At 34.3% G+C, this 13,697-nt stretch carries 9 protein-coding genes; 5 read left to right on the top strand and 4 right to left on the bottom strand.

The window, feature by feature from the left end:
* Positions 1-11: 11 nt before the first annotated feature.
* Positions 12-1,049: a hypothetical protein gene (locus BXU01_RS23750; protein ID WP_206196615.1), complete on the top strand. Its 1,038-nt coding sequence runs from the start codon at positions 12-14 to the stop codon at positions 1,047-1,049.
* An 83-nt stretch (positions 1,050-1,132) separates the two neighbouring features.
* Here BXU01_RS23750 and BXU01_RS10235 read toward each other — a convergent pair whose 3' ends face one another.
* The gene (locus tag BXU01_RS10235; RefSeq protein ID WP_083693123.1) at positions 1,133-1,552 is read right to left on the bottom strand and encodes a helix-turn-helix domain-containing protein; all 420 of its coding nucleotides are present in this window, start codon (positions 1,550-1,552) and stop codon (positions 1,133-1,135) included.
* A 448-nt stretch (positions 1,553-2,000) separates the two neighbouring features.
* Between BXU01_RS10235 and BXU01_RS10230 the strand changes: the two genes are divergently transcribed.
* Complete coding sequence (locus BXU01_RS10230; protein WP_056252731.1) at positions 2,001-2,417, top strand: lipocalin family protein; 417 nt, start codon at positions 2,001-2,003, stop codon at positions 2,415-2,417.
* A gap of 85 nt (positions 2,418-2,502) precedes the next feature.
* On the opposite strand, the gene BXU01_RS10225 is transcribed toward BXU01_RS10230, so the two are convergent.
* The 3 genes from BXU01_RS10225 to BXU01_RS10215 all read right to left on the bottom strand — a co-directional run bounded on the left by BXU01_RS10225 (position 2,503) and on the right by BXU01_RS10215 (position 9,801).
* Positions 2,503-6,495, bottom strand: a complete 3,993-nt coding sequence (locus BXU01_RS10225; protein ID WP_083693122.1) for a PAS domain S-box protein — start codon at positions 6,493-6,495, stop codon at positions 2,503-2,505.
* A gap of 12 nt (positions 6,496-6,507) precedes the next feature.
* Positions 6,508-6,957 (bottom strand): response regulator, encoded by a 450-nt coding sequence (locus tag BXU01_RS10220; protein WP_083693121.1) that lies wholly within the window; start codon positions 6,955-6,957, stop codon positions 6,508-6,510.
* Between the two features lie 453 nt (positions 6,958-7,410).
* Complete coding sequence (locus BXU01_RS10215; RefSeq protein WP_083693120.1) at positions 7,411-9,801, bottom strand: mechanosensitive ion channel family protein; 2,391 nt, start codon at positions 9,799-9,801, stop codon at positions 7,411-7,413.
* 203 nt (positions 9,802-10,004) lie between these two features.
* On the opposite strand from BXU01_RS10215, the gene BXU01_RS10210 reads away from it, so the two are divergent.
* The 3 genes from BXU01_RS10210 to BXU01_RS10200 all read left to right on the top strand — a co-directional run bounded on the left by BXU01_RS10210 (position 10,005) and on the right by BXU01_RS10200 (position 13,622).
* Positions 10,005-11,606, top strand: a complete 1,602-nt coding sequence (locus tag BXU01_RS10210) for a Na+/H+ antiporter (RefSeq protein WP_083693119.1) — start codon at positions 10,005-10,007, stop codon at positions 11,604-11,606.
* A gap of 217 nt (positions 11,607-11,823) precedes the next feature.
* On the top strand, positions 11,824-12,981 hold the full coding sequence (locus tag BXU01_RS10205; RefSeq protein ID WP_083693118.1) for a YhcG family protein: 1,158 nt from the start codon (positions 11,824-11,826) through the stop codon (positions 12,979-12,981).
* 182 nt (positions 12,982-13,163) lie between these two features.
* Entirely contained in the window at positions 13,164-13,622 is a 459-nt protein-coding gene (locus tag BXU01_RS10200) for an RNA methyltransferase (RefSeq protein WP_083693117.1), read from the top strand.
* Positions 13,623-13,697 lie beyond the last annotated feature (75 nt).

Genomic DNA, 13,697 nt, shown 5'->3' with positions numbered 1-13,697 from the left:
TCCGCAAGCGTATGCCAAACAATACTTTTGAAGATTATAAAATAGCTGTTAAAAAGAAGTATGAGATTGAAAAAAACGGCGATCATTCTTTTTATTTGAGTAGTCCCACGAGAGCAAGACTTCGTAATTTGTGTTGGGAGTTATTTCAGCAACAAAACAGAAATCAAGATGATTTAAATGTTTTTAGTTCCTTATTAGGACTAGCTTTTGATGTGAATAAAAGAAATAAGTTTGATGAACAAATAGATAAATTCAGACCTATTGATAATTATTTTAAAGGAGAAAGTGATCCCGCAAATGTTGATGCAGTAAATATGGCTGCAATTCTGGTAGATTTTAAAGCAAGACCTTTTAATAAATTCAGGATTCAGGAGTTATTTGAAGATGAAATTCAAATTGAAAATGAAGATAAATTAGAATTGCCAAGTCCAGAAATGGAACAAAGAGTAGAAAAGGATAAAATTGATAATTCTGGAGATCTGGAAAAATTTCTTGTTGAAAAGGAAAAAGAAAAAGGAAGGGAAAAAGGAATTGAAGATGAAACTCCAAGATTTAGAACAAGAGAAAAAATAACTGATATTGAAGTAAGACAGCCCACAATAAATTCATTTGCAGGTATAGAGAAGAATCCAGAGAAAGTAGAGAAGCGTGAGGAATCAGGAAAATCAGGAATAAACTGGAAACACGCCATTGTATTTGCCTCAGTTTTTTTATTTGTTGGATTTGTAGTAATCTATTTTGCTTTTCCAAATAAGGAATGCATGCAATGGTCTGGAGATCATTATGAAATTGTAGATTGTGAATTGAAAATAGAAGGTATTGGTAAGTCATATAATATCGAAATTTTAGATCCAACTCTTGTTAATCTCAAAAAAGTAAAAGTTTGCGATACCACAACTTATTTTGATAAAAACGGAGTAGCGATTATTTGGTACGCTAAAACAGCAAACGGAATTGATTTTTTTAATATACACGGCAGACATCCGGAAAATAATAGTCCGTTGAGACCTGTGACGCATTATATCCTGAATAAGTATGTAAAAAAATAAACATTTAAGTAATTCTTATTGCAATAAAAAAGGGCGAGACTTTATATAAAGTCTCACCCTTTTTTTTGATATGTTACTACGGATTATTTTCCGTTTAATATTTTCTCTAAATATTCCAGTTTATCTTTTTCAGCCTGTAATAAACGTTCGTAAAGTTTTCTGTTTTCGTCAACAATTTCCATCATTTTATCTAAAGGATTGAACGAACAGCTATTTACGTTTGCATTAAAAACATTACCATTAATATCGTTATCACTGACGGTATTAAAAAAATTAATTGCAGCTTCGTCCGAAAAGTTTTTAAGAGCTTCGACGTTTACTCCCAATACTTTTGCTATTTCAATAAGTCTTTCTTCTTCTATGGTTTCGCTATTTTCGATAGCTGATATCGATTGTTGACTTATCCCTAAAGCTTGCGCCAAAGCTTCCTGCTTCATATCTCTAAGTTCACGAATACGGCTGATTTTTCGGCCTATATGATTTGGTTTTGTAAGTGTGCTCATAATTCAAAGATAATAATTAAGTGTAATCTGGCGATGTGTAAAAAACATATTTAGCATTGTACCATACCGTTAAAATAATTTGATATAGTCTAAATAGATTACTTGCCTGCCTTTATGAAGTAAAAATACAATTTTTTGCAGATGTAATGAGTATATGCAACAACATGTTTCTATAAAAGCGGTCTTGTTTATTGTATTTTGTTGAAGTAGCTAAAAAATAGTGTTACCTATATATAGGTAAAGGTGAAAATATTGCATATTATGCTTTTCTGAGATAAATACTACTGTATTTGTTGCAGGAATGTTATTTCGTAAAGCATTTCTTTAAACTTATGTGAAATTATGTAAATCAAATCGAAAATTATAGAACATTATTCATCGACTTTGAAAGTAATTTAGCATAAATAATTTTAAACAAAATCAAACAATAATTTTTAAAAGAAATCACATGAAAACTAAAAGAATATTATTCGCAGTATTATTAAGCATCGGTTTATTTGCAACATCTTGTAGTAACGATGACAACGACGGGGAAACAATTGTACCAATCCAGGGTAAATATAATTTAAGCCAAACAGGAACAATCATTAACGGACAAGAAGTGCTAATCGACGCTCCTCAAAACGCAAGTGGTTGTAACAGAGATTATCTTGATCTAAGATTAAGCAACGCTGCAGTTATTGGTGATTATGATGGTACAAACTGTGCATTGACAGAAACTACCGGAACTTATGTAAGATCTCACAACGATTTAACTCTTACAGTTGGTGCTGTAAGTTCGACAAGCGATATCATGAATCTTACTAATAAAGAATTAAAGATTAAAGATAAAGTTACTGGAGTAATTACTGTTTATACAAGATAATTATAAAGTAAATTTTCTTAATTCTTTGAGAGGATTAAAAAAATAAAAACGGAAATGACTTTTTTAAAGTTATTTCCGTTTTTTTTTAGTTTAGATTTTGAACTACAGGAATATAAATGTCGAATGTAGCTCCTTTATTTTTTTCTCCCGTTGCGGTGATAACTCCATTATGGTTTTCTACAATTTTTTTTACGATTGCCAGTCCAATTCCTGTTCCGGTATATTCTAGTTTTCCGTGTAAACGCTGAAAAACTTCGAATATTTTTTTGTTGTATTGTGGTTCAAAACCTATTCCGTTATCTGCAATACTAATATGGCAATATTCAAGTTCTTTAGATAAAAGTTCATGGTTTAAATCTTCGCCTTTGGCAAATTCACAATTTATTTTTATTACGGTACGAATATCCGGATTCGAAAACTTAAGCGAATTACTGGCAAGATTATACAATAATTGCCTGAACTGAAACGGAATTATACTTAGTTCGCACGTTTGCTTACTTTCGATTATGGCTTCTTTTTGCTCCAGTTCTTCTTTCAGGTCTTCTTTTACGGCATCGATAATTTCAGAAAGATTTACTTTTTCGTATTTTCTTTCCTGAATATTGGTTCTCGAGTACGAGAGTAAATCATTGATAAGAGTTTGCATTCGCTGTGCAGCATTTTGCATTCGCAGGAATTTATCTTTTCCTGAATCTGATAGATTCTCAGATTCTTTCTCGATAATTTGCGTTGCAAAAGTTTGAATTTTTCGCAAAGGTTCCTGCAAATCGTGACTTGATATATAAGCAAACGACTGAAGTTCTTTGTTCATTTGCTCCAATTCTACATTTTTTTGCTCGAGCTCTTTTGTACGTTCGGTAACTTGCTTTTCCAGTTCCTGCGTAAATGCTTTTTCTGTCTGGATATCAGTAAATGCACCAACCCATTTAATAATTTTATTGTCTTTATTTAAAACCGGTTCACCAATAACGGTGTGCCATCTATAAGTGCCATCTTTTTTCAGGACCCTAACGTCTGTTTTATATAATTCTCCGGTTTCCAGGCTGTGTTTCCAAACTCTGGCATTTTCTTCAAAATCAGCCGGATGAATCATAGCTTTCCATTCTGCTTCTCCATTTGGTATTATTCCGGTATAATCCATCCATTTGCCTGAGGTAAACAAGGCATTTCCTTTTTCATCTGTTTCCCAAATAAGCTGCGGGATACTTTCTGTTAGTGAACGGAATCTTTTTTCGCTTTCTTCGATTTTTTTTCGTGCTTCTACTTTTTCAGTTACATCAATCAATGTTATTTTTATTCCTGAAATGGTATCGTCTAATTCTCGTTGCGGTGCATATTCAAAATCAATATACATTTTATGTTCTATGTTATCATGATTTACATAAAACAATGATTCTGATTCTGAATGTACATTTCCGGTTGTGTAAACTTCATTTAAAAGTTTGGCATATTTTTGTTTTTTGAGTTCCGGGAAAACGTCTAATATATTTTTACCCTGAACATCGCTTTCTTTTTTTCTCCAGATCGTTTTCAAAAGTGCCGCATTGGCCATTTCGATTACCATGTCCTGGCCTTTTAGGATTGCTTTTGGTACGGGAGATTCCATTACTAGTTTTCGGAATCTTTTTTCGCTGGCTTCAAGTTCCTGCTGATGATTTTTTTCATCGGTAATATCTCGTACAGTGCCTAATAATTTTTCAGGACTATTGTCTGAGTCATAAAACACTTTTCCTTTGGCTTCGACCCAATGAATCGATTGATCGTCCCAGATTACTCTGGCTTCATAATGAATATTGCCTAAGGAAATGGCATCTTTAAAAGCTTTTTCGCGTATGTGCATATCATCCGGATGAACATGGCTAAGGAGTTGGGCGTGAGTTAAATATTCTTCTTCTTTGTAACCGGTAACGATTTCCAGATAGCGGTTAGAGTATTGAAGATATTTTGTTTTTACATACAATTCCCAGGTTCCTAATTCGCTGGCTTCGACTATAATATTCAGTCTTTCTTCGTTTATTTCTGTTTTTTTTCTGGATTCAACTTTTTCAGTAACTTCAGTTACAGTAACGATGATACCTGAAATTTCTCCATTTTGTTCTTTTAAAGGATGATATAGAAAATCAAAATAAAAAATTTCCTGTTTCCCATGTCGGTTTAACGGAATTGGTAATTCATTTCCATGAAAAGGAATTCCGGTTTGCAAAACAGTATCAAGTAGGGAACTAACGGCTTGTTTTACTTCCGGCAAGGAATCGAATAATGGTCTGCCAATAAAAGTTTTTTCTTCTCTGTCTACTAGCTTTAAGTAAGCTTCATTGGCCATTTCTACCACATGTTCCGGACCGCGTAAAATTGTGATTCCTACAGGTGCCTGTTTAACAGTATTTCTAAAACGCTTATCAGCTTCTTCAATTTTTTGTCTGGCGATAACCTGTGGGGTATTATCGAGTACCCAAATAGCAATTTTGGTTACTTTGCCATCAATATTTTTTAGTGGCGCATATACAAAAGTCACATATATAGTTTCTTCTTTTCCGTGCCTGATCAGGTTCATTTGTACCTCATTTGCATAAAACGGATTCCCTTCATCAATTACTTTTTGAAGCTCGGTTTCATAAGCAGATTTTACCTCAGCAAAAGCTTCCCAATAATGTTTTCCCGCAATTTCTTCATATTTTTTTCCTGCGACTTCAATAAAACTGTCGTTTACAATTTCGCTTACCAAAGTTTCTGCATCTAATACGCAAATACCAATTGGCGATTGCGAGACCATACTACGCAAATTTTGTTCGCTTTCTTCAATTTTTTTCTTGGCTAAATTCAAATCCGTCAAATCGACACCAGTATTCATTACGCCATATACAGTACCGTTTACGTCATATATTGGCGTTAAACTGTAATTGAAATAATAAGTACCTAATTTTCCATCAACAGTAAGATCAAGAGGTGTATTTTGTGTATGAAAAGATTTTCCGCTGGTTAAGACTTCACTAATTTGTTCAAAAACCAACTGATTATCGAGTTCCGGAACAACATCTTTAAATGATTTTCCGATAACGTCATTTCCTTTTCCCCATATTTTTATAATAGAATCGTTTGCCAATTCTACCATCATATCTTTTCCTGCGTATAAAGCAATCGGGAAAGGGGCGTTTTCAACCAACTCTCTTACTTTTTGTTCACTTTCTTCGATTTTTGAACGCGAAAGTACTTGTGGCGTAACTTCTATTGCAATTCCTACAACGCCAGAGATTGTTCCGTCAGTTTCTTTCAGCGCTTCGTAAACAAAATTTAAATAAGTATCTTCTATTTTACCGTCACGAGGCAGTTTAACCAATTGTTCATTGGCAATAAATTTTTCGCCCGTTCTGTAAACATTATTGAGTACATCTTCAAGGTATTGATTTCTTGTTTCGGGCAAAGCTTCAAAAACAGGTTTATTGAGGATTTCACTGGGTTCTACTCCCCATAACTGAATCATTTTATCGTTTGCAATTTCTACAACATGATTTTCACCGCGCATAACACACATAGCAACAGGAGCTTGCATAATGTTATTTCTAAATCTGGCATTGCTTTCTGTAAGAGCTTCAGTTGCTCTTACTTTATCTGTTGTTTCGATAACGGTAACCAAAATACCGCCAACTTCGCCATTTTCCTTTTTAATGGGGCTGTATGAAAAATTAAAATAGCATTCTTCATCAAATCCATTTCTATTTAATACCAGTTTTAAATCAGAGTAACTAACAGGTTTTCCTTGCATTACATCATTAAACATTGGGTATATAGTATCCCAAACTTCGGCAAATGTAATGTGCGAACTAATTCCTAAAGCTTTAGGATGTTTTGATCCCAGAATCTGGCTGTAGGTATCGTTGTATAATTGAGTTAGATCGTCACCCCATACAATATACATTCCAAAAGGATTGTTGAGCATTACAGCAACCATGGTTTTAAGGCTTTGAGGCCAGTTTTCAGGATCGCCTAACGAGGTTTCATTCCAGTTTTTGGCGCGCATCAAATCACCCATTTCGCCACCATTGGATAGAAAATAATGTTTATTATCTGTTAAGCTCATTCTGGAAACGAATTAAGGTTGAAGGATAAATTGCTCTCTTACAGGTTGCTTAAAGTTATTTTGGGATGCTGTAGTAAGAGCATTTTCGATTACTTTTTTTAATTTAGAAAATTCGGCTGGTTTACGAATATAATAAGTTGCCCCTTTTTCATACATTAAATCTACAATGTTATTGTCCAGCGAAGTAGAAAAAATAATAACAGGAAGATTTTTCAAGGCTTCTTTTTCCTTAATTTCTTTCAGACATTCAGAGCCATTTTTTCGAGGCATATTAAGATCTAGAAAAAGCAGGTCAGGCAAATTTTCTAACGAATGATCCGTTAGAAAATCCATAAGTTGTACACCATCATTAACAGTTACAAGAGATACAGGAATTGATAGTTCATCCAGTGCTTCTTTAAAAAAAGCGCAATCATCTTCATCATCATCTGCCAGCAATAAATTGTAATTCTGTTTAATCATTTGTAGTATTGTAAATTTTTTATTTTTTCCGAAAATTAATTCGCTTTCTAATTCTGTAATTCGATCTGTTCTTACATTTCTTTCTTTGCAGAATAGAGGCTGTTTAATTCAAAATCGATTTAATTCTGCTAAGATAGGACTAATTTAATTACTATTAATCAGTAATATACCGATAAATTTTACGCTTTTAGATGTAAATAAAAATTTTTTTATTTTTTGTGTATTGTTTTTAAAATTAGCAGGTTAAGAGTTTTTTTAAAGTGGTTTTTAAGTGAATTTTAAAAAATAAAAATCCATTTAAGGAAATAGAACAATTGTTAATGTATTAAAACCTTTGCTCTGAGTCTCAAATAATACTGATTGTTTCTGCGATGTTTATTTCTGAAGTGAATTTCAAAAAAAAATCCGTTAAAACTTAATTTAACGGATTCTAAGATGTAATCTAATTTGATTTTATGTTGATAAGGTTAAACCTTTCGCTTTAAAATTACTAAAAAGTACCTGACGCGCAGTGCTTATGGTTTCTTCGGTACGGTAAATACTGCACCAGAATTTTATTTGCAGTTTGAATTTCCCGTCGGCAATAGCAGTATAATAAATCTGTGGTGGTTTAGCATTATTGACTAAATCCATGCTCTCAAGAGATTCTAATATTAAGGCATTAATTTCCTCGGGCATAATGTCTCCATCGACTTCTGCAGCGATTTCTACCAGTTTAAAATTGTCTGTATACGTCCAGTTGGTAATGTTTTGCGACAATAAATTACCATTTGGTATAATGATTTCGGCACCGTTTGCCGAGTTGATTTTTGTAGTACGCAATCCCATCGATTTTACCCGGCCGGATTCTGAACTTATATTGATAACGTCCCCAATTTGTATTGGTTTATCAAAAATCAGGATAATACCCGAAACAAAATTGTTAACCACACTCTGAAGTCCAAGTCCAACACCAACACCCAACGCTCCCAACAAAATACTTAATTTGTCTAATGGCATTCCTGAGGCGGCAACAGCCAGAAGATAACCACAAATTAAAACAACAAGTCTTGTAATCAGTAATTTAGAATGTTGTTTTTTGTTGATATTTTCTTCGTTTTCATCGTCAACTTCACCAAAAAAGTACGCCACATAATTCTGTAATAAATGCGCAACCCAGATAATGATAAAAAACAATACGATGTTTCCTAAGGTAAAAGTGATGCTGCCAATGGTATTTGGGTGGATTAACAGTGAGGTTAAACCAGCGCGCAAAGATTCCCAAATATTCAGGTTAGCGGCGATTACCACAATCCACATATAACTAATTACGATGATAAATGGTTTTTTGAGTGTTTCAGATAAACTTTCGAAATCAAAAATCTTTTCGATTCCACGTTTAATTCTGGTGGTATAAATTTGTAAAAGAATAATTTCTAAAATTATTTTCAAGAATACGCTTAAGGCAACAATTTGAGTAAGCGATATAAAAGCAGTTATGCTTAACATATTGGCAAGAGAAACTCTCCCGAAAATGTTATTTAATATCGCCAGCACATTCAGGCCTATAAAAATAATTGTCGCCCATTTAAAAAAACCTTTGTAGTAAAGCTGATCTTTTAGTGTTTTGATTTGAACAAATCCATAACGAACACCCAAAATATTGATTACAATAAAAGCGCAGCGTTGTATAAATCCAACTGCAATAAATAAGTCAAGGAAACACAGTATTAAAAATAAAACTAAAAGAAGCAGCCAATTGCGCATCGCAACTTTTGACCAGTTATCTTTAAACAGAAAAGTAATAAGTCCCAAAAGAACCAGCTGAATCAATTCTATAAACATTGCCGGCGCATATAAATTGCTTACTACGGCAATATTAAGACCAATGACAGCAACGGGAATAATTACACCACGATTTAGATATTTAAAGTTAAAATCAGACAAGTGACCCTGATGTCCGTTATTTTTCAGGTATTTTAAATTGCGTGAAATATACCAGCCCAATAAACACATTAATAAAGTCAGAAAAATTAATCCGCCTGCCCTGTAACTTAAATAATAAGCAGCAACGTTTTCTTCGATAATGATTTTGGCTTTAATATTTTTGCCTACTATTTTCTTAGCTGTAGAATCGCTTGTACTCCATAAAACTGGATATTCTTTTTTAAGCATGCTTATTCCGGACTGTTCAAGTTTGCTTTCTACAGTAATTAAAGCATTCGATACCGCTATTTTTCTTTCTACAGTCAGCCTTTTATTTTTGTTTAAAATATTCTGATTTTTGGTCATTAAACTGTCTGTGCTCAGGTATCGGTTTTTAAGATTGGCAAATTCTTTTTTAAATTGCTTACGTTTAATAGTATCTTTCAAAAGTCCCATTAGGGTTTTGTCCTTGCGTAAATCAATTACACGGCCTTTGATTTTTTCAAGTGCAAGATTTCGGGAATTAATGGCTGTATTTTGTTCGTTAAGTTCCTGTTCGATTTCTTTTAGAACGATACGGTACATTTGCTGGTTGCGCACATTAGGATTTGCTCCTTTTAAACTCGCCAGAATAAGATCAAGTTTGCCTTGTGTTCTTTTGATTTCTCCAAATAAACGATGGCTGTTTCCATCAAACTCAGTGTCATTATGAGCAGATTCCAAAACTTCTCCGGCTTTTTCGATTGCCATCAAATAATCACTGTCAGTAACAGTTTCCTCAAAAAGTTTTGATTTGTTTTCGGTTTTGGCAGGTGTAGTTTCAGTTTTTTCCGGAGTAACTTCTGTTTTCTCCGTTGAAGTTTGAGAGTAGGTTAACGGCGCGTAAAAAAAGACGGCCAACAAAGTAAGTAAACCAATAAAATTTCTTTTCTGAATCATAATACGGGGCATAAATTTAAGGCTCAAATGTAATTTTTTTTAGCATATTTATGATGGAAAGTATGATAAAATTTGGTTAAAAGAGATTTTGATCGTTTGAGTAATTGCATGGCAAAAAAAGAACCCATAGAATCAAAGTCACAACAAAGATTTAAAAATATTATATTCGTACACTAATACCAGAATTACCAAATAATCAGAAAATGGAAAATATTACCGTTATTATCATGCTACTGTTTGGAGTAGCATTTTTGAGTCTTATCAGTAAAAAATACAATTTTCCAATCCCTATTGTGCTGGTGCTTTGCGGAGTAGTTATTAGTATTATTCCGGGACTTCCGGTGATTGCCCTAAGTCCTGAAGTTGTTTTTATTGTGTTTTTACCGCCACTTTTATATCACGCTGCGTGGTACACAAGCTGGTCTGATTTTAAGCAAACTATTCGTCCTATTACTTTGGCGGCTGTAGGTTTAGTACTTTTTACTACTGTTGCCGTAGCTTTTGCAGCACATATGCTGATAGATGATATCTCCTGGCCGTTAGCTTTTTTATTGGGTGCGATCGTTTCGCCTCCTGATGCAGTTTCAGCTACTTCTATAACAAAAGGTTTAGGTTTACACCCACGATTAATTGCCATTCTCGAAGGCGAAAGTCTGGTAAACGATGCCAGCGGTCTGGTAGCGTACAAATATGCTTTGACCGCTATTACGGCAGGGAATTTTGTACTGTGGCAAGCCGGACTGAACTTTGTTATTATGTCGGTTTTAGGAATAGCGATAGGATTGGGCGTTGGTTATATCATGAGTTTTATTCATAAAAAGTTTGTTTGCGATGAAGTTATCGAAGCGACATTAACTTTATTAACACCTTTTGCTTCTTACTTAATTGCAGAGCATTTTGAATCTTCGGGAGTTTTGGCGGTAGTGGCAACGGGACTTTTTCTTTCGGCAAGATCAGGAACGATTTTCACTCACGAAAGCCGAATCATGACAGGAACAATTTGGAGTGTTTTAACGAATATCCTAAACGGCTTAATCTTTATCTTAATCGGATTGCAGTTGCGCCAAATTATGTTGGGAATAGGGGATTATTCCGGTTGGTCATTGTTTATTTGGGGCGCTTCGGTAAGTCTGGTTGTGATTTTGGTGCGCTTTTTATGGGTGATTCCGGCGACATTATTACCAAGAGTAATCAGTAAAAAAATCCGACTGCAGGAAGAGTTTGATTTCCGGAACATGATTGTTTTCGGTTGGTCCGGAATGCGTGGCGTGGTTTCGATGGCAGCCGCATTGGCGCTTCCGCTAATGATGAACGAAACGGAAGCATTTCCACTCCGAAACCTCATCATTTATCTGGTATTTTGTGTGATACTTTCCACTTTGGTGATTCAGGGACTTACTTTGCCGTGGCTAATTAAAAAACTAAAAATTGAAAAATATTCGATTCTTGCTGAAGAATACGAGATCCGAAATATTATCGTGTCGCAAACCATTACACACATCGAAGATAATTTCTCATTACTTAACGATGACTTGCTGCACAACATAAAAAGCAAATATGAAGTAAAATTCAACCGCCTTCAAAAAACCGAACTCCCAGCCAATTTCTTCGGAAAAGGGAAATTAATGGGGGGCGAAATCTTCAACGATTTTACTAAAATACAAATTGATCTTTTGAATGTAGAACGTAATAAGCTGGAATCGATGCATAAATCCGGTTCTGTAAATGAGGAGATTTTCAGGAAGATTGAGAAGGAACTGGATTTGGAAGAAACCAGGCTATGGATGGAGATGTATGAGGAGTAGGGAAATTAGAGTGTCGTAGTTTAATATCGTATATTGCGATATGGCGTAAATCTTTAAGATTAGAAACATTCTTCTAAAATAAATAAAGAATTCTTTTTATGGAAGAAATGTGACAACCATGATGAATAAAAATTATTTTGATTAGAAAACTGAAAATTATTGTTGAAAAATCACAATGATCAAGAAGGGCTAATTCAAGATTATAAACTGTACAGAAATGAATACCGAAATAGAGATATACAAAGGTTTACTAACCAATATTAAAAATAGGGTTCGTCAGGGACAACTAAAAGTCAATCTCGCGGCCAATGCCGAAATGTTGGCCACCTATTGGGATATTGGTCGAATGATTCACAACCAGCAACAACAAAAAGGTTGGGGAAAAGGTGTTATCCCAAAATTGGCGAATGATTTAAAGAATGAACTTGCTGAAGTAAAAGGATTTTCTGTGAGAAATCTTCAGATGATGGTTCAATTTTTTAATGAATATCCGATGTTAACTTCAATTGGGCAACAACCAGTTCCTAAATTAGACAGTCAATCAATTACGCCACTACCCGTTGCGCATTTAGAAAATACTGTAATTACGCAACTGACAGTTGCGCAATTAGAAGATACTAAAAATCAAGCTCAATTGATTGCTTTAATAGGTTGGACACAACACACTATTCTTTTACAAAAAATAAAAGACCTGCCCATACGCTATTGGTATATGCAACAAATTTTAGAACATGGCTGGAGCCGTGATACTTTGGTCGCGCAAATCCAAAACAAGGCTCACGAACGGCAAGGTGCATTGGTTCATAATTTCGACACTACGCTTACCAATTCTCACTCACTTTGGGCAAAGCAAACCTTTAAAGATCCTTATATTTTTGATTTTATTACGCTCGCAACTGAGTTTTCTGAAAGAGAATTAGAGTTGGAACTCGTAAAACACGTTGAAAAATTTCTGCTCGAATTGGGTGCTGGTTTTGCCTTTGTAGGCCGACAATACAAATTAGAAATCAGCGACAAAGATTTTCAACTCGACCTGCTTTTTTACCATCTCAAAATGCGTTGCTTCGTTGTTATCGATTTAAAAAAAGGCGATTTTATGCCTGAATATGCAGGCAAAATGAATTTTTATTGCTCGGCAGTCGATGATTTATTAAAACATGAAACCGATAAACCTACTATAGGACTGATATTATGCAAAGGCAAGGACAAAATTTTTGCCGAATATGCTTTGCGTGACCTAAACAAACCCATTGGTGTTTCTGAATACGAATTCACACAATTACTGCCAGACGATCTTAAATCGAGTTTACCTAGTATTGAAGATATTGAAAAAGAATTTTTTGACCTCAACAATAACCCTGAAAATGAAAACTAGCCTGCAATAACGCAAACCTACAAACGAGTGTTGTAGAAGCGATGCATAAATCAGGTTCTGTAAATGAAGAGATTTTCAGAAAGATTGAAAAAGAACTGGATTTGGAAGAAACCAGGTTGTGGATGGAGATGTATGAGGAATAAAAAATTGACTTATGTACTTACAGTTTGTACTTTTGCGGTATGAATGATAACTTTATAAATGAATATTTTGGAATAGGAATTCAAAATGGTAAAACACCTGAAAATCTCGGTGTTTTGTGGCGATCTGCTCAAAATTTAGGTGCTACTTTTATCTTTACCATAGGCAATCGATATGCCAAACAAGCCTGTGATACGCATGATGCGGTAAAAGCAATTCCGTATTTTCATTATGATACTTTTGAAGCTTTTTTTGAAAACCTGCCTAAAGGAGCGCGATTGGTTGGGGTTGAATTAGATGATAAAGCTGTCGATTTAGAGACTTTTGAACATCCAAGACGTTGTGTTTATCTCTTGGGAGCAGAAGATCATGGCTTATCTCATAAAGTAATGGCTAAATGCCATCATTTAGTAAAATTTAAATCAGAAAAAAGTTTAAATGTGGCAGTAGCAGGAACTATTATTATGTATGATAGGAATTTAGCTAAGCCGAGGTCTTAAGAATTAGGCTAATCTCATGATATTTGTTAATTGATTTTCTGATATTTGAAATTAGCAAACCTGTTTAGAAAGAGA

This window comes from [Flexibacter] sp. ATCC 35103, assembly GCF_001975985.1.
Taxonomy (GTDB): Bacteria; Bacteroidota; Bacteroidia; order Flavobacteriales; family Flavobacteriaceae; genus Flavobacterium.
Note: the sequence above shows the minus strand (reverse complement) of the source record. Positions and strands in the feature narration are given on the sequence as shown.

Bases quoted from the DNA above. Each gene is read 5' to 3' on its own strand.
- BXU01_RS23750 (WP_206196615.1), top strand. From the start codon at position 12: ATGCCAAACAATACTTTTGAAGATTATAAAATAGCTGTTAAAAAGAAG.
- BXU01_RS10235 (WP_083693123.1), bottom strand. From the start codon at position 1,552: ATGAGCACACTTACAAAACCAAATCATATAGGCCGAAAAATCAGCCGT.
- BXU01_RS10230 (WP_056252731.1), top strand. From the start codon at position 2,001: ATGAAAACTAAAAGAATATTATTCGCAGTATTATTAAGCATCGGTTTA.
- BXU01_RS10225 (WP_083693122.1), bottom strand. From the start codon at position 6,495: ATGAGCTTAACAGATAATAAACATTATTTTCTATCCAATGGTGGCGAA.
- BXU01_RS10220 (WP_083693121.1), bottom strand. From the start codon at position 6,957: ATGATTAAACAGAATTACAATTTATTGCTGGCAGATGATGATGAAGAT.
- BXU01_RS10215 (WP_083693120.1), bottom strand. From the start codon at position 9,801: ATGATTCAGAAAAGAAATTTTATTGGTTTACTTACTTTGTTGGCCGTC.
- BXU01_RS10210 (WP_083693119.1), top strand. From the start codon at position 10,005: ATGGAAAATATTACCGTTATTATCATGCTACTGTTTGGAGTAGCATTT.
- BXU01_RS10205 (WP_083693118.1), top strand. From the start codon at position 11,824: ATGAATACCGAAATAGAGATATACAAAGGTTTACTAACCAATATTAAA.
- BXU01_RS10200 (WP_083693117.1), top strand. From the start codon at position 13,164: ATGAATGATAACTTTATAAATGAATATTTTGGAATAGGAATTCAAAAT.